This window comes from Micromonospora sp. NPDC005413, assembly GCF_040606435.1.
GTDB lineage: Bacteria > Actinomycetota > Actinomycetes > Mycobacteriales > Micromonosporaceae > Micromonospora.
Map to the genome: position 1 here is coordinate 1 of NZ_JBEXEV010000059.1, position 16,491 is coordinate 16,491.

Below are 16,491 nucleotides of genomic sequence, written 5' to 3' on the forward strand. Positions count from 1 at the left end.
AGGCCGTGCTGGCGGAGATCGTCGCGGATCTCAATCAGCCCCACGACCCCGGCACCATCCGGCCGACTCGGCTCGAAGACTGGGCTGACAGTCGGATGATGCGCATCAGCTTCCGCCATCGGCCGTGATCGCGGATCCCTCGACAGATGACCTACTCCCAGGGACTGGGGTGTAGTCGCGGCTAGAGCAGCTCTTCGCCAGATGAGGGTGTAGCTGGCGCGGCGGTCCCAGATGGATGTCGAGGTTTCCAGAGGGAAAGGCTCCTACACGCTCATCCTGAAAGAACCGCCACGTGCCCGACGCTACCGTCGGCGACCGCTCGCACGCGTTCGCCCACCCCGATCTAGCGACCTTCTGCAGACTCGACGAGCTCGGCCTCGTCGTCACCGGCCAACGCCTCGAGCCCGACCGCGCGGTCCTCGCGTGCCGGCTCCTCGAACCCGACCAATGGTGCCGCCGCTGCGGCTGCGAAGGGACCCCCCGGGACACGGTCACCAGGCAGTTTGCCCACGAGCCGCTCGGCTGGCGGCCCACGCGCTGCTGGTCACGATCCGCCGCTTCCGATGCGGTGGCTGCGGGCATGTCTGGCGCCAGGACACCTCTCAGGTGGCCGAGCCCCGGTCGAAGTTGTCACGGCGCGGGCTGCGGTGGGCACTCGAAGGGATTGTGGTCGGACACCTCACCGTCGCCCGGGTCGCCGAAGGTCTCGGCGTCGCATGGAACACCGCCAACGACGCAGTCCTCGCCGAGGGCAAGCGGGTCCTGATCGACGACCCGGCACGGTTCGACGGCGTCCGGGTCGTCGGCGTCGATGAGCACGTCTGGCGCCACACCAGCCGTGGTGACAAGTACGTCACGGTCATCATCGACCTCACCCCGATCCGCGACAAGACAGGCCCAGCACGGCTCCTCGACATGGTCGAGGGCCGCTCCAAGCAAGTGTTCAAGACCTGGCTCGTCGCCCGCACCGACGCCTGGCGTGACGCGGTCGAGGTCGTCGCGATGGACGGGTTCAGCGGCTTCAAGACCGCCACCACCGAAGAGCTCCCTGACGCGGTCGCGGTGACGGATCCCTTCCACGTGGTCCGCTTGGCCGGCGACGCGCTCGACCGGTGCCGACGCAGGGTCCAGCAAGCCATCCACGGTCACCGCGGCATGAAGGGCGACCCGCTCTACTCGGCGCGGCGGACCCTGCACACCGGCGCCGACCTCCTCACCGACAAGCAGCGCAGCCGTCTGCGGGCGCTGTTCGCGGTCGATGACCATGTGCAGGTCGAGGCGACCTGGGGGATCTACCAGCGGATGATCGCGGCCTACCGAGAGCCCGACCGAGCTCGTGGCCGCGTGTTGATGACCGCGCTGATCGACTCGGTCAGCGCAGGCGTCCCGGCCGTGCTGAGCGAGGTCATCACGCTGGGCCGGACGTTGAAGAAGCGTGCCGACGACGTGCTGGCCTACTTCGACCGGCCCGGCACATCCAACGGCCCGACCGAGGCGATCAACGGACGGCTCGAACACCTCCGCGGCTCCGCGCTCGGATTCCGCAACATCACCAACTACATCGCCAGGTCCCTGCTCGAGACCGGCGGCTTCAGACCACGACTACACCCTGGTCTGTGAAGAGCCGGGATCAGGTTGGTATCGAAACACCGGCTCGGTCACCAACCCATCATGCCAACTGTTGGACACCGCCCCGACGGCGGTTGCTCGTCCCTACCGCCTCGCACACGCCCTCAGGCAGAGTCGGAGAACGGTCGATTTTATGGGCTCGCTGCGCGCCTCGGCGCTATCAGCCGCCAGGCGGTACTACTCGGAGGGATTCTCTTCCTCGACGTCCTCCCGGAATCGGCCCCTCGCCTGCATGACGTCCAACGCCGCGCGAGCAGCGGGTTGAATCCTGCCCGGCCAGCCAGAGGCGATGAAGTCGTCGTCAGTGTCATTCCGAGGCTTCACCGCGCAGGCTGAGTCACCTCCGCTCAGGGCGACCAGCGCTTCCATGGCGCGATTGCGCAGGCGTTGCTCGACGAGGCGCTCGCTGGGGCGTTCGGGATCGTCCACACCCCAAGGTAGCGGCTCGTCAGGACAAGAAACGTCTGCCGCTGGTCGGGCGTCCGCCTCTGCACGTTTCTCACCAGTCTCGGAGAACCTGGAGACGGCGCTGCCCCGACCTCCGATGAAGGAGGCCGGGGCAGCGCCGCGTTGCGCGTACGTCAGCTGCAGCCGCTGGTGGAGCCGCAGCCCTCGCAGACGTAGCAGCTACCGGCCGGGCGCATCTTCGTACCGCAGGTGAAGCAGAGCGGTGCGTCGGCGGCCTTGCCGATCACGGCCTCCAGCAGTTCGGTGCTGGAACCCACGCTCGGAGCCGGCTTGGCGGCGGCCACCTCGGCCATCTCCTGGGCCGGCTGCGCGATGGCCTCCGGCTTGGGCGGGCTCTCCACCGGCGCCGAGGACGCCATCGCGGTGAGCTCCGCTCCGGTGACCCCGGCGGCCTCCGCGTCGGCCTCGGCCCGCAGCTGGGCGGCCCGCTCGGAGGCGGTGAAGATGCCCAGCTCGGCGCGGCGCTCGTAGGGCAGGAAGTCCAGCGCCAGGCGACGGAAGATGTAGTCCATCACCGAGGCCGCCATCCGCACGTCCGGGTCGTCGGTCATGCCGGCCGGCTCGAAGCGCATGTTGGTGAACTTGCTGACGAACGTCTCCAGTGGCACGCCGTACTGCAGGCCGATGCTGATGGCCACCGAGAAGGCGTCCATCACCCCGGCCAGGGTCGAGCCCTGCTTGGACATCTTGAGGAAGACCTCACCGAGGCCGTCGTCCGGGTAGGACGACGCGGTGAGGTAGCCCTCGGCACCACCGACGGAGAAGCTGACCGTCTCGGACGGGCGCTTCTTCGGCAGGCGCTTACGCACCGGCCGGTACTCGATGACCTTCTCCACCGCGGTCGGCGCGGCCGACACGGTCGCGACGGCGGCCGGCTCGGTGGCCTTGTTGGACTTCGCCACCGAGAGCGGCTGGCCGACCTTGCAGTTGTCCCGGTAGATCGCCAGCGCCTTGAGGCCGAGCTTCCAGCCCTCGAAGTAGATCTTCTCGACGTCCTCGACGGTGGCCGCCTCCGGCATGTTGACCGTCTTGGAGATGGCGCCGGAGACGAACGGCTGGATGGCCGCCATCATCCGCACGTGACCCATCGGGGCGATCGTCCGCTCCCCCATGGCGCAGTCGAAGACCGGGTAGTGCTCCGGCTTCAGGCCGGGGGCGTCCACCACGTGGCCGTTGTCGGCGATGTATTCGACGATCGCCTCGACCTGCTCCTCGGGGTAGCCGAGGCTGCGCAGGGCGCGCGGAACCGTCTGGTTGACGATCTGCATCGAGCCGCCGCCGACCAGCTTCTTGAACTTGACCAGCGCCAGGTCCGGCTCCACGCCGGTCGTGTCGCAGTCCATCATGAAGCCGATCGTGCCGGTCGGGGCGAGGACGCTCGCCTGCGCGTTGCGCCAGCCGAACTTGTCGCCGATCTTGTTGCCCTGGGTCCACTGCTTGGTCGCCTCGCGGACGATCGCGGTGGCCACCGGGCTGGTCGGCTTGATCTCGTCGTTGGCCGCGGCGTGCTTGCGCATGACCCGCTTGTGCGGCTCGGCGTTGCGGGCGTAGCCGTCGTACGGGCCGACGACCCCGGCCAGCTCGGCCGAACGGCGGTAGGCGGTGCCGGTCATCAGGGACGTGATCGACGCGGCGACCGAGCGGCCCTGCTCCGAGTCGTACGGCAGGCCGGTGGCCATCAGCAGGGCACCCAGGTTGGCGTAGCCGATGCCGAGCTGCCGGTAGGCGCGGGAGGTCTCACCGATCTTCTCGGTCGGGAAGTCCGCGAAGCAGATCGAGATGTCCATCGCGGTGATGACGAACTCGACGGACTTGACGAACTTCTCCACCTCGAAGCCACCGTCGGCGCGGAGGAACTTCATCAGGTTGAGCGAGGCCAGGTTGCACGAGGAGTTGTCCAGGTGCAGGTACTCCGAGCACGGGTTCGACGCGGTGATCCGCCCGGTCTCCGGGCAGGTGTGCCAGTCGTTGATCGTGTCGTCGTACTGCAGGCCCGGGTCGGCGCACTCCCAGGCGGCCTGGGAAATGGTGCGGAACAGCTTCTTGGCGTCGACGGTGTCGATCACCGAGCCGTCCAGCCGGCCACGCAGGTCGAAGCCGCCGCCGTTCTGCACCGCCGACATGAACTCGTCGGAGACCCGGACCGAGTTGTTGGCGTTCTGGTACTGCACGCTGACGATGTCGGAGCCGCCGAGGTCCATGTCGAACCCGGCGTCACGCAGGGCGCGGATCTTGTCCTCCTCGCGCGCCTTCGTGACCACGAACTCCTCGATGTCCGGGTGGTCCACGTCGATGATGACCATCTTGGCGGCCCGGCGGGTCGCGCCGCCGGACTTGATGGTGCCGGCGGAGGCGTCCGCGCCGCGCATGAAGCTGACCGGGCCGGAGGCGGTGCCGCCGGAGGAGAGCAGCTCACGGGACGAGCGGATCCGCGACAGGTTGACCCCGGAGCCGGAGCCGCCCTTGAAGATCAGCCCCTCCTCCTTGTACCAGTCGAGGATCGAGTCCATCGAGTCGTCCACAGCCAGGATGAAGCAGGCGCTGACCTGCTGCGGCGACGGCGTACCGACGTTGAACCAGACCGGCGAGTTGAAGCTGAACACCTGGTTCAACAGCATCCAGGTCAGCTCGTGCGCGAAGATCTCGGCATCGGCCGGGCTGGCGAAGTAGCCGTACTCCTCACCCGCGGTGCGGTAGGTGGTGACCACCCGGTCGATCAGCTGCTTGAGCGACCACTCCCGCTCCGGGGTCCCCACCGCGCCCCGGAAGTACTTCGTGGTGACGATGTTCGCCGCGTTGACGCTCCACGACGCCGGGAACTCGACGCCACGCTGCTCGAAGTTGATCGAGCCGTCCCGCCAGTTCGTCATCACGACGTCGCGGCGCTCCCAGGTGACCTCGTCGTACGGGTGGACTCCCTCAGTCGTCCACACCCGCTCGATCTTCAGCCCGGCGCTCGCGTTGGCCTTGCTACGTGACCTGCTTGTCGTCACACCATCCCCCGACATCTCATCCGCCCCCTCGTCAAACAAAACTCAATTGGTACGGCCGGCGGGTCCCGCCGCCCCGGCCTCCGCCGCGCCCGCCCGGGCGCGGGCAGCGGCCCGCAATGTCTCGATCTCCTGCTCGAAGTCGGCGAGCGAGTCGAAGGACCGGTAGACGCTGGCGAACCGCAGGTACGCCACCTCGTCCAGGCCCTGCAAAGGGCCCAGGATCGCCAGCCCCACGTCGTGGCTGGGGATCTCGGCCGCGCCCTTGGCCCGCACGGTCTCCTCGACCTTCTGGGCCAGCAACGCGATCGAGTCCTCGTCGACCGGCCGGCCCTGGCACGCCTTACGCACCCCGCCGATGATCTTCGTACGGCTGAACGGCTCGGTCACCCCACTGCGCTTGACGACCGCGAGGACCGCCTCCTCGACCGTGGTGAACCGCTTGCCGCACTCCGGGCAGGACCGCCGCCGTCGGATGAGCTGGCCGTCGTCGGCCTCCCGCGAGTCGACCACCCGGGAGTCAGCGTGCCGGCAGTACGGACACCGCATCGCCCACCTCCTAATAATGATCAACTACGCGTACACCGGACACCCCGGGCACGACTCACCACGACGGTGCCATCCTCGGATGACGCCCGCCGTGATCGACGTTACGGGAGTGCGGTCGGTAGTCGGACCCAACCTGTAGGCAACTTACGCCCATGTCACTACTACATCTAGGGGTTGACCGTATGTCGCAGGCGAACCCGGGTCAAGTTGGCGGGCGTGTCCGGCGCGTCACGGACCATCCGGTCATCCACCCCCACCACCACGCCCAAAAACCCAACGCCGAGACCGCCGTCGAGTTACCGCCACCCACCCGCCAACCCCTCACCTCGCCAACCCCGCCTCGCCGCCCCCGCCTCGCCAACCCCACCTCGTCGATCTAGGGCATATCACCACTAGTGGATCTCCAATCACGACGATATGACCTAGATCAACGAGGGCGGGGGGCGGGGCCGGGGCGGGGGTGGGGGCGAGGGCGGGCGCGCGGGCGGGGCGGGGCGATCGAACGTGCGTGCTATTTGGCGTACCATTTATCAGAACATCCGTACGAGCGGAGCGGTTTTTCGCACCGACACGCCGACAAGAGGTCGTACAGATGTTTGAAAATGACCGATCTCACCTATACGGTCATGAACAACGTGGCACCACCGCACGCACCACGAGCCGACGAGGCACCCAGCGCCGACCAGGGAGGACGGACGTGACCGAGGACCGGGCCAGCCGGCCGAAGAGCCCGCAGCAGATCACCGATGCGGGCCCGCCAGCCACCCGACGCCGCAGTGCCGCGCGCAGCCGGACGGGTCAGCCCACCGTGCGCCCGGTCACCCCGGTGGTCAGCGCCTTCCCCGACCCGGCGACGGTCGACCTGACCGCCCGCCAGCGCCGCATCCTGGAGTTCATCCGCACCTGGGTGGACCGGCACGGCTACCCGCCAAGCGTCCGGGAGATCGGCGAAGCCGTCGGCCTGGTGTCGCCGTCCAGCGTTGCCTACCAGCTCAAAGAGCTGGAGAAGAAGGGCTTCCTGCGCCGCGACCCCAACCGTCCGCGCGCGGTGGACGTCCGCGCCCCCAGCGAGGCCATCGACGACGAAATGTCCCGCGCACAACGGCCGACCCCGGCGTACGTGCCGATGCTCGGCCGGATCGCCGCCGGTGGGCCGATCCTCGCCGAGCAGGCCGTGGAGGACATCTTCCCGCTCCCTCGCGAGTTGGTGGGCGAGGGTGAGGTCTTCATGCTCCAGGTCAAGGGCGACTCGATGCTCGACGCGGCGATCTGCGACGGCGACTGGGTGGTCGTCCGGCAGCAGCCGACCGCCGACTCAGGGGAGATCGTCGCCGCCATGCTCGACGGCGAGGCGACCGTGAAGACCTACCGGCGGCGCGACGGACACGTCTGGCTGATGCCACAAAACCCGGCCTTCGACCCGATCCCCGGTGACGACGCCACCATCATGGGCCGCGTCGTGGCGGTGCTGCGCCGGATCTGACCGGTGGGCGGGTGAGTGCCCACGGCGCTCACCCGCACTGGTTCAGGGTCCGTCGGAGCGACCGACCCCGTGCCCCGCTGTGCGACCTTCAGTAGCGGTCGCCCCGGTGGCCGCGACCGCCGCCGGGATACTGCCCGTACGGGTCGATGGGCGCGTCGTCGTCACGCCGACGACCGGGCCGCTGGCCCCGCGGGTCTGGCTCCTGCCCCCCGCGCCGGGGCGGCTCAGCACGACCCGCGCCGGGCTGACCACCGTCGACGCCGTACACGCCGCCGCCGGAACGACCATCCCCGCCCTGCGGACGACCGCCGCCACCAGCCGGGGGGCGACCACCACCACCGGCCGGGGGGCGACCACCACCACTGGTCGGAGGACGACCACCACCACTGGCCGGGGGACGACCGCCGCCGCCACCCTGGGGACGACCGCCGCCACTGGCCGGAGGGCGACCGCCGCCGCCGTACACGCCGCCACCGGCAACGCCTGGCCGGGCCGGGCCGTTGCCACCGTCGGCGACCGCCGGACGGCCGCCGCCGTACACCGCACCGCCCGCCGGGGCCGGACCGCCACGACCGGCACCACCGCCGCTGCCGTAGACCGCACCTCCCGCCGGAGCGCCGCCACCGTAGACACCACCGGCACGGTCACCATCTGCCGGGAAACCCTCGGCGGCACGGCCTGCGCGCGGGCCCAACGGCTCGCCATCCGGGTCGGACGCGTCGGCGGCCGGCGGCCGGCGGCGGGCCCGGACGATGCCGAAGATGCCGGCGCCGACCAGCAGCAGGCCGATCAACCCGACCGCGCCGACCAGGTACGTGATGTCGTCGAGGCTCAGCCCGGCGGTCCAGGATTTCGAGGCGGCCGGCTTGGCGGCCCCATCCGGCGCCAGTGGCACCGCGGTCGAGTTGGACGGCGTGTAGCTGAGGATGTCGAGAGGTTCGTCTTCGGTGAACCGGCCCGCGTCGGAGACGGTGAGGAACGATTTCCCGTCCGGGGTGTAGCTGATGGCCTCGCCGAACGGGTCGGCCAGCGCCGTCACCCGCGGCGTGCCGGTGGTGAGCGCGGCGACGATGTCACCGCCGGTCACGTCGAACTCGAAGGCGTCCGCGTAGGTGCGCAGGACCACCCGGGAGCCGTCCGGTGACCGGGATGCCCCGGTGATCGCGATCCGGCCGAACGTGTTGAGCGTGTTCTCCGTCTGCGTCTGAGGCAGCGCGATGTCGCCGACCTTGCCCATCGGCACCGGGTCGGTGTCGCCGCCCTTCTTCAGGGCCGCCGTCGGGGAGTAGATCTCGGCCTTGCCGCTGGTCACCTTGGTGATGATCAGCGGTTTCCCGTCATCGCCGATGAGCAACGCCTCGGCGTCGTGCGGTTTGTTCTCCGGGTAGGAGAGCCGGTGCAGCGTCGGCTCCCTGGCACCGGTGACCGGCATCGACCAGAGCGCGACGCGCGTGCGGCGCTCCTTCGAGGTGGTGTTGTCACCGGTGTCGGCGATCCAGAGGGTGCCGCCGTCCTTGGAGAGGGCGAGATCCTCGGTGTCGAAGGGGCCCTGCCCCGAGTACCGGACCGGCTCCTTCGAGATCTTGCACTTGCTGTCGAGGAAGAAGACCCGCTTGCGCGCCGCGACTTCGGTGCCGTCGTTGATGACGATGAAGCCGGTCTTGGTCGCGACCAGGCCGGACAGCTCCCGCAGTCGCTCATCGGTGATCGTGCACCGCTTCTGACCGGGAGTGACGGCGGGCGGCTCGGACGACCCGGGAGCCGGAGCCGCCGCGGCGACTCCGGCGAGCGCCACGGTTGCCCCGAGCAGGCCGAGGACAACCGTGACCGAGGAAACAACGCGGCGCATTCGGCCAGTGTCGCATGCCACGCGTTTCCGGTGGATGACGCCGTGACCGCTCAGGGCCGGCTGCTGGCCGCCTGCCCCTGCCGCTCCACGTCGAACGGTGCCAGCTCCGCAGCCAGTTCCGCACCGACGCGGACGTGCAGCAGAGTGCCCTCCGGCAGGTGCGCAGTGCTGAGCACCTCGCCCGTGCGGTGGACCCGGGCCACCAGGTCACCCCGGTCGTACGGCAGCACGGCCCGGACCTCCACGGCCGGGCGTGGCAGCCGCTCCTCGATCGCCGCGCGCAGCCCGTCGATGCCCCACCCGGAGTGCGCGGACACGAAGATCGCGTCCGGCCAGAGCCGCTTGAGCCGCAGCAGAGTGTCCTCGTCGGCCGCGTCGGTCTTGTTGACCACCAGCAACTCGGGGAGCCGGTCCGCACTCACCTCGGCGAGCACCGCGTGGACCGCCCGGACCTGCTCCTCCGGATCCGGGTGGGTGCCGTCGACGACGTGCACCACCAGATCCGCCGCGGCGACCTCCTCCAGTGTCGAGCGGAACGCCTCGACGATCTGGTGTGGCAGGTGCCGGACGAAGCCGACCGTGTCGGAGAGGGTGTAGAGCCGCCCGTCCGAGGCGGTCGCCTTACGGGTGGTCGGGTCCAATGTTGCGAACAGCGCGTTCTCCACCAGCACACCCGCGCCGGTCAGGCGGTTGAGCAGGCTGGACTTGCCGGCGTTCGTGTAGCCGGCGATGGCCACCGCGGGGACGGCGTTGCGGGAACGTCGCGCGCGCTTGGTCACGCGGACCGTCTTCATGTTCTTGATCTCGCGCCGCAGCCGGGAGATGCGGTGGCGGATACGCCGCCGGTCGGTCTCCAGCTTGGTCTCACCGGGACCACGAACGCCCACGCCGCCGCCGGCACCGCCGCCCCGGCCGGAACCACCGGTCTGCCGGGAGAGCGTCTCACCCCAACCGCGCAGTCGGGGCAGCAGGTATTCGAGCTGAGCCAGCTCGACCTGCGCCTTGCCTTCCTTGCTCTTGGCGTGCTGGGCGAAGATGTCGAGGATCAGTGCCGTCCGGTCGACAACCTTGACCTTGGTGCGTTGCTCCAGGTTGCGCAGCTGCGACGGGGACAGCTCCCCGTCGCAGATGACCGTGTCGGCACCCGTGGAGAGCACCACCGCGCCGAGGTCGTCGACCTTGCCACGGCCGATGTACGTGGCCGGGTCGGGTCGGGTACGTCGCTGGATGAGCCCTTCGAGCACCTGCGAGCCGGCGGTCTCGGCCAGCGCGGCAAGCTCGGCCAGCGAATTCTCGGCGTCGGTCACCGTGCCCTCGGTCCAGACGCCGACCAGGACGACCCGCTCCAGCCGCAGCTGGCGGTATTCCACCTCGGTGACGTCGGTGAGCTCGGTCGACAGGCCCGGGACGCGTCGGAGGGACTGCCGCTCCGACAGCTCCATCTCGCCGGTGGTGACGTCGTCGAGCTCGTCCTGAGGGACAAAGCTCTCCTGGTCTCGCAAGCGGTTCTCCTGTCCGTTTTGATAAGTAGAACGTAATCCTGACATGAGACAACAGCGAACGCACCAGCTATATGCCCATGCTGAAGGTCGCCAAAAGTGGGGGCGAATGCTGGTCGGACTCGACAACCCGGTAGAAATGCGGGCGGCGGCCGAGCGGCCGCCAGCCGTGACGGAGGGATCCCGTGGCCATCACCCGACTGCCGAGCGCCGGATTTTCGATCACCATCCGGATTGCCGTGACCGCGGACGCCTCTTCGATCGGCCGGCTCACCACCTCCGTCGGTGAGGCCGGGGCGATCGTCACGGCGCTGGACGTGGTGGACTCGGACCCGACCCACGTGATCGTCGACCTCACCTGCGACACCGCCGACGCCGGCCACGCCGATCAGGTGGTCGACGCACTGACCGCGCTGGACGGCGTGGACGTGCGAAAGGTGTCGGACCGGACGTTCCTCCTGCACCTGGGGGGCAAGATCGAGGTGACCTCGAAGGTCGCGCTGCGCAACCGCGACGAGCTGTCCCGGGCGTACACCCCGGGGGTGGCCCGGGTCTGCATGGCGATCGCCGAGAACCCGGCGGACGCCCGGCGACTGACCATCAAGCGCAACACCGTCGCGGTGGTCAGCGACGGTTCGGCGGTGCTCGGCCTGGGCAACCTGGGCCCGGCGGCGTCGCTGCCGGTGATGGAGGGCAAGGCGGCGCTGTTCAAGCGCTTCGGCGGGGTGGACGCCTGGCCGGTGGTGCTGGACACCCAGGACACCGACGAGATCGTGGCCATCGTCAAGGCGATCGCGCCGGCGTACGGCGGGATCAACCTGGAGGACATCGCCGCGCCGCGCTGCTTCGAGATCGAGGCCCGGCTGCGTGAGCTGCTGGACATTCCGGTCTTCCACGACGACCAGCACGGCACCGCGATCTGCGTACTGGCCGCGCTGACCAACGCGCTGCGGGTGGTGGGCAAGCAGCTCACGGACGTCCGGGTGGTGGTCTCCGGGGCCGGCGCGGCCGGCACCGCGATCATGAAGCTGCTGCTGCGCCAGGGCGTCGGCGACATCATCGCGTACGACCGGGAGGGCGCCCTGCACCGCGGGCAGACCGGGCTCAACTCGGCCTGGCAGTGGCTGGCGGAGAACACCAACAAGGAGAACTACTCCGGCGACCTGCCGGGTGCGATCCGGGGCGCCGACGTGTTCATCGGGGTGAGCGCGCCGAACCTGCTGACCGGCGACGACATCGCCGGAATGGCCAAGGACGCGATCGTCTTCGCGCTCGCCAACCCGGACCCGGAGGTCGACCCGCGGGAGGCGCGCAAGTACGCCGCGGTGGTCGCCACCGGCCGGTCGGACCAGCCGAACCAGATCAACAACGTGCTCGCCTTCCCGGGGGTGTTCCGCGGCATGCTCGACGCGCATGCCGAGGAGTTCACCGAGGAGATGGCGCTCGCGGCCGCCCAGGCCATCGCCGACGTGGTCGGCGAGGACAAGATCAACCCGACGGTGATCGTGCCGAGCGTCTTCGACTCCCGGGTCGCCCCGGCGGTCGCCGCCGCCGTCCGCGCCGCCGCGAACAACCCCAGCCCGCTGCCGGCCGCCGACCCCGGCCCCGCCGACCTCCCGGAGATCGCCGCCAACGCAAGCGCAACCCCCTGACGGACCCTCCCCTGCCCCCTGCTGCCCCCTGCCCCCGCCGACCCCTGTTGATCAAGAGATTTCGGTCACCCGCGAGGCGCGGGATGACGCAAACCTCTTGATCAACAGGGAAGGGGTCAGGCGGGTAGCGGGAGCGCGGCGAGGGTGATCTCTCCAGTGGCTACCAGGACGGCTGGGCCGGAGAGCCAGCAGGAATCCTCGGTCACGGTGACCGTCAGGCGGCCGCCGGGAACGTCCACGGCGATCACTCCGGTGTCCCGGCCCGCGTCGCGCAGGGCCACGGCGGCCACCGCGCAGGCACCCGTGCCGCAGGACAGGGTCTCGGCGCTGCCGCGCTCGTACACCCGCATGAGGGTGTGCCCGTCGGTGTCGTCGACCGGGTCGCCCGCCACGATGAACTCCACGTTCACCCCGCTCGGGAAGACCGTCGGGTCGAACCCGGGCGCGCTGGTCAGGTCCAGCGCGGACAGCTCCACGCCGGTCGGCAGGACGCAGACCAGGTGCGGGTTGCCGACGTCCACGGCGGTGCCGCGCAGAGTCAACTCGCCGAGGGTGGCCACGGAGTCGTCGTACAGCCGGGGGTGGCGCATCTCGACGGACACGGTGCCGCCCTCGACGAGCGCGCGCACGACGCCGGTCCGGGTGGCCACCGGCAGGGCCGCGCCGGCGAGCGTCGCCAACCCGGTGTCGACCAGGTAGCGCACGAAGACCCGAGCGCCGTTGCCACACATCTCGGCAAACGAGCCGTCAGCATTCCAGTAGTCCATGAACCACTCGGCCTCGCCGGCCTGTCCGGCGCCCTCGGGGTGCTTGGCCGCGCGGACCACCCGCAGTACGCCGTCCGCGCCGATGCCTCGCCGTCGGTCGCAGAGCGCCGCGACCAGCTCCGGGGTCAGGTCGAGCTGACCGTCCGGGTCCGGAAGGAGGACGAAGTCGTTGCCGGTGCCGTGGCCCTTGGTGAACTTCACGCCCTCATCATCGCGCAGCGGCGGGCACCAGGCGCAGGGCAGCCTCGATCAGGCCCGGCGTCGCCGAATCCAACCAGTGGATCCGGGGATCACGCCGGAACCAGGACCGCTGCCGGCGGACGAACCGCCGAGTGGCCCGGACTGTCTCCTCGTGCGCCTGCGCCTCGGTCAACTCACCGGCCAGCAGGCGCAGCACCTGCTGGTAGCCGAGCGCCCGGCTCGCCGTCCGCCCCTCGGGCAGCCCGCGCCCGACCAGCTCGCGCGTCTCGGGCACCAGGCCGTCAGCCCACATCCGGTCGACCCGCAGCGCGATCCGCTCGTCCAGCAGCCCGGTGTCCAGGTCGACTCCGAGCTGCACCGACGGGTAATACGGCGTGGGCTGCGGCAGCGAGGCGGCGAACGGCGCGCCGGTGAGCTCGATCACCTCCAGGGCCCGGACGATCCGCCGGCCGTTGCCGGGCAGGATGCCCTCGGCGGCGACCGGGTCGGCGGCACGCAGCCGCGCGTACAGCGGCGCCGGGCCGACCTCGGCCAGCTCCCGTTCCAGCCGCTCCCGCAGCGCCGCGTCGGTGCCGGGGAACTCGAAACGCTCCAGCACCGCCCGCACGTACAGCCCGGACCCACCGACCAGCAGCGGCACCCGCCCCCGGGACAGGATGTCGTCCACCGCGGCGCGGGCCAGCCGCTGGTACTCCGCGACGCTCGCCGGCTCGGTGACCTCCCAGATGTCCAGCAAGTGGTGCGGCACCCCGTCCCGCTCGGCGAGGGTCAGCTTGGCGGTGCCGATGTCCATGCCCCGGTAGAGCTGCATCGAGTCGACGTTGACCACCTCCCCGTCGAGGGCGTGCGCCAACGCGATGCTCAGCGATGACTTACCCGCCGCGGTTGGGCCGACGACCGCGACGACCGTGCCGACCGGGCTGGGCCCGTCGCTGGTCACACCCGCTCCCAGGACGCCACGAAGTAGGCGACGCCGTAGGGGGCCGCGTCGTACCGCAGCTCACCGCGCCACCCACCGCCGGCCGAGCGGGCCGCGTTGGCGAGCACCTGCCAGGGGGCACGGCCAGCGGCCTTCAGCTCCGTCGACACCACCGGGTCCAGGTCGAGCAGGGCGTCCAGGTCCGCCTCGGCCAGCGCCGCGGCAACCCGCTGGTCGTACGGGTGGGCACGCGGGTCGTCGTACCCGGGGGCCTTCTCGCCCCGGCAGGCCGACCCGTCCCCGAGCACCAGCAACGCCACCCGGTCACCCGCGGCGTCGACCTCGTCGGCGAGCGCCGCCAGCTCGGCCGGGCCAGCGTCGGAGGCCACCTGCACGGCGGTCACCGGCGGTCGCGCGTCGTGCCGGGCCAGCAACCACGCGCCGATGGTCAGACTCAACGGCAGCACCTCCCCCCGGTCGGGCTGGCCGGAGATCAACGGCACATCCAGGTCAACGCCCCAGGGCTGCAGGGAGCCGGTGGCCGGGGTGCGGATCGGGCCGGTCACCGGGCCGGTGCCCAACAGCACCACCGCGGCCGGGTCGGCGGCCAGCAACCCACGTACGGCGGTGTCGCAGGCCGCCCGTAGGTCGTCCAGCTCCGGGGCCGCGGAGCCGGCCACCTCGGGCACTAGCAGGGGCGGATGCGGGCAGACGGCGGCGGAAACCAGTGGCACCCGTTCACCGTAGCGGGAATCCCCGGTGCGTCTCCGCGCCGATCCGGTCATTCGGCCCCTAGGACACCGTATGGTCACGGTCGGCGATAGGCGCTCGACGCGGACCGGGTCGGACCTGTGACAATGCCGGGAGCAACTTGGCTGCGCCGTGGCGGCGGCGGGGGACGATTTCCTCGACGCCGGGAGAACGAGGATGGGCACATGAGCGACTGGACTGCCTTCGGACGGGTGGACGCGGACGGCACCGTATACGTCAAGACCACCGAGGGCGAGCGGGTGGTCGGATCCTGGCAGGCGGGAGCACCGGAGGAGGGCCTGGCGCACTTCGCACGCCGCTTCGCCGATCTGGTGACCGAGGTGGACCTGACCGAGGCTCGGCTCAAGTCGGGTGCGGCGGATGCCGGGCACTCGTTGAGCACGATCCGGCGGATCCGCGCCACGCTGCCCGAGGCCCACGTGGTCGGCGACATCGACGCCCTGGCCACGCGGCTGGACAAGCTGGCCACCCTCGCCGAGGAGAAGGCCGCCGAGGCTCGCGCCGCCCGGGACGCCGCTCGCGGCGAAGCCCTGGCCCGCAAGACCGCGCTGGTCGAGGAGGCCGAGAAGCTGGCCGCCGAGTCCACCGGTTGGAAGACCGCCGGGGATCGGCTCAAGGAGATCCTGGACGAGTGGAAGACCATCCGCGGGGTCGACAAGAAGGCCGACGGTGAGCTGTGGAAGCGGTTCGCCACCGCCCGGGACGGCTTCACCCGGCGCCGAGGCGCCCACTTCGCCTCCCTGGACTCGCAGCGCAAGCAGGCGCAGACGGCCAAGGAGGAGCTGGTCGCCGAGGCGGAGAAGCTCACGGACTCCACCGACTGGGCCGCCACCGCCAACCAGCTCAAGGACCTGATGACCCAGTGGAAGGCCGCGCCGCGCGCCTCCAAGGAGGCCGAGCAGAAGCTCTGGGAACGATTCCGGGCCGCGCAGGACGCCTTCTTCAGCCGGCGCAGTGAGGTCTTCTCCGCACGGGACAACGAACAGCGCGGCAACCTGGAACGCAAGCAGGCCCTGCTCGCCGAGGCCGAGGCGTTGGACATCGACGCCGACCCGAAGGGCGCCCAGGCCAAGCTGCGGGAGATCCAGGCACAGTGGCACGAGGCCGGCCGGGTGCCCCGCGAGGCGGCCACCGGGCTGGAGCGCCGACTGCGCGTCATCGACGACAAGGTCCGCGACGTGATGGACTCGGCGTGGCGCCGCACCACCAAGGAGGACAACCCGCTGCTCGCCCAGATGCGGACGCAGGTGGCGGAGGCCGAGGACCGGCTGACCCGGGCGCAGAGCGCCGGGGACACGCGCCGGATCAAGGAGGCCGAGCAGGCGCTCGCCGCCAAGCGGCAGTTCCTCCAGCTCGCCGAGCAGGCCGGCTGACCTGACGCGTTCCGGGAGCCCCCGGTCCCTGACGGGACCGGGGGCTCCCGCGCGTCCAGGCCGCGAACCGCGCCCCGCCCCGACGCCGCACGCCGCACGCCGCACGCCGCACGCCCATGATCGTGCTCGATCCAGGAAGTAGTGGCATCAGGAGTGGAGCGAGACCACTACAACCAGGATCGAGCACGATCTTGGCGCGGGCCCGGGCGCGGGCCCGGGCACGGGCGCGGGGCACGGGCGCGGGGCACGGGGCGCGGGGCACGGGCGCGGGGCACGGGGCGCGGGGCACGGGCGCGGGGCACGGGCGCGGGGCACGGGCGCGGGACGCGGTGGGTGGCGCG

The 16,491-nt window shown here is 70.7% G+C and carries 11 protein-coding genes and 1 pseudogene; 4 read left to right on the plus strand and 8 right to left on the minus strand.

All coding sequences use genetic code 11. From position 1 onward, the window contains the following. Positions 1–292 precede the first annotated feature (292 nt). Positions 293–1,620: pseudogene (locus ABZS37_RS31850) on the plus strand (ISL3 family transposase). Positions 1,621–1,806: 186 nt separating this feature from the next. On the opposite strand, the gene ABZS37_RS31855 reads toward ABZS37_RS31850, so the two are convergent. The 3 genes from ABZS37_RS31855 to nrdR all read right to left on the minus strand — a co-directional run bounded on the left by ABZS37_RS31855 (position 1,807) and on the right by nrdR (position 5,636). After that, on the minus strand, positions 1,807–2,058 hold the full coding sequence (locus ABZS37_RS31855) for a hypothetical protein (protein WP_355175169.1): 252 nt from the start codon (positions 2,056–2,058) through the stop codon (positions 1,807–1,809). A 152-nt stretch (positions 2,059–2,210) separates the two neighbouring features. After that, positions 2,211–5,105: a vitamin B12-dependent ribonucleotide reductase gene (locus ABZS37_RS31860; RefSeq protein ID WP_355175171.1), complete on the minus strand. Its 2,895-nt coding sequence runs from the start codon at positions 5,103–5,105 to the stop codon at positions 2,211–2,213. A gap of 27 nt (positions 5,106–5,132) precedes the next feature. After that, positions 5,133–5,636 (minus strand): transcriptional regulator NrdR, encoded by a 504-nt coding sequence (nrdR, locus tag ABZS37_RS31865; RefSeq protein WP_355175173.1) that lies wholly within the window; start codon positions 5,634–5,636, stop codon positions 5,133–5,135. Positions 5,637–6,333: 697 nt separating this feature from the next. Here nrdR and lexA point away from each other — a divergent pair. Further along, the gene (lexA, locus tag ABZS37_RS31870) at positions 6,334–7,119 is read left to right on the plus strand and encodes a transcriptional repressor LexA (RefSeq protein WP_354993285.1); all 786 of its coding nucleotides are present in this window, start codon (positions 6,334–6,336) and stop codon (positions 7,117–7,119) included. 88 nt (positions 7,120–7,207) lie between these two features. Here the strand turns inward: lexA and ABZS37_RS31875 are convergent, their stop codons facing one another. Beyond that, the gene (locus ABZS37_RS31875; RefSeq protein ID WP_355175175.1) at positions 7,208–8,968 is read right to left on the minus strand and encodes a hypothetical protein; all 1,761 of its coding nucleotides are present in this window, start codon (positions 8,966–8,968) and stop codon (positions 7,208–7,210) included. Between the two features lie 50 nt (positions 8,969–9,018). After that, positions 9,019–10,470: a GTPase HflX gene (gene hflX, locus ABZS37_RS31880; protein ID WP_355175177.1), complete on the minus strand. Its 1,452-nt coding sequence runs from the start codon at positions 10,468–10,470 to the stop codon at positions 9,019–9,021. A gap of 182 nt (positions 10,471–10,652) precedes the next feature. Between hflX and ABZS37_RS31885 the strand changes: the two genes are divergently transcribed. Further along, positions 10,653–12,119: an NAD-dependent malic enzyme gene (locus tag ABZS37_RS31885; RefSeq protein WP_355175179.1), complete on the plus strand. Its 1,467-nt coding sequence runs from the start codon at positions 10,653–10,655 to the stop codon at positions 12,117–12,119. A gap of 116 nt (positions 12,120–12,235) precedes the next feature. Here the strand turns inward: ABZS37_RS31885 and dapF are convergent, their stop codons facing one another. From dapF to ABZS37_RS31900, 3 genes are read right to left on the minus strand one after another with little or no spacing between them, the layout of a single operon-like run. Next, positions 12,236–13,087, minus strand: coding sequence for a diaminopimelate epimerase (dapF, locus tag ABZS37_RS31890; RefSeq protein WP_355175181.1), 852 nt, complete (start codon positions 13,085–13,087; stop codon positions 12,236–12,238). Positions 13,088–13,094: 7 nt separating this feature from the next. Further along, on the minus strand, positions 13,095–14,027 hold the full coding sequence (gene miaA / locus ABZS37_RS31895; protein ID WP_355175183.1) for a tRNA (adenosine(37)-N6)-dimethylallyltransferase MiaA: 933 nt from the start codon (positions 14,025–14,027) through the stop codon (positions 13,095–13,097). Next, entirely contained in the window at positions 14,024–14,791 is a 768-nt protein-coding gene (locus tag ABZS37_RS31900; RefSeq protein WP_355175185.1) for a class III extradiol dioxygenase subunit B-like domain-containing protein, read from the minus strand. Before ABZS37_RS31900 ends, miaA begins: the two co-directional genes overlap by 4 nt. Before the next feature lie 150 nt (positions 14,792–14,941). On the opposite strand from ABZS37_RS31900, the gene ABZS37_RS31905 reads away from it, so the two are divergent. Beyond that, complete coding sequence (locus ABZS37_RS31905; RefSeq protein ID WP_355175187.1) at positions 14,942–16,150, plus strand: DUF349 domain-containing protein; 1,209 nt, start codon at positions 14,942–14,944, stop codon at positions 16,148–16,150. Positions 16,151–16,491: the final 341 nt, after the last annotated feature.

Coding starts and splice junctions, on each gene's coding strand:
- ABZS37_RS31860 (WP_355175171.1), bottom strand. CDS start 5,105: ATGTCGGGGGATGGTGTGACGACAAGCAGGTCACGTAGCAAGGCCAAC.
- nrdR (WP_355175173.1), bottom strand. CDS start 5,636: ATGCGGTGTCCGTACTGCCGGCACGCTGACTCCCGGGTGGTCGACTCG.
- ABZS37_RS31875 (WP_355175175.1), bottom strand. CDS start 8,968: ATGCGCCGCGTTGTTTCCTCGGTCACGGTTGTCCTCGGCCTGCTCGGG.
- ABZS37_RS31900 (WP_355175185.1), bottom strand. CDS start 14,791: ATGACCGGATCGGCGCGGAGACGCACCGGGGATTCCCGCTACGGTGAA.
- ABZS37_RS31905 (WP_355175187.1), top strand. CDS start 14,942: ATGAGCGACTGGACTGCCTTCGGACGGGTGGACGCGGACGGCACCGTA.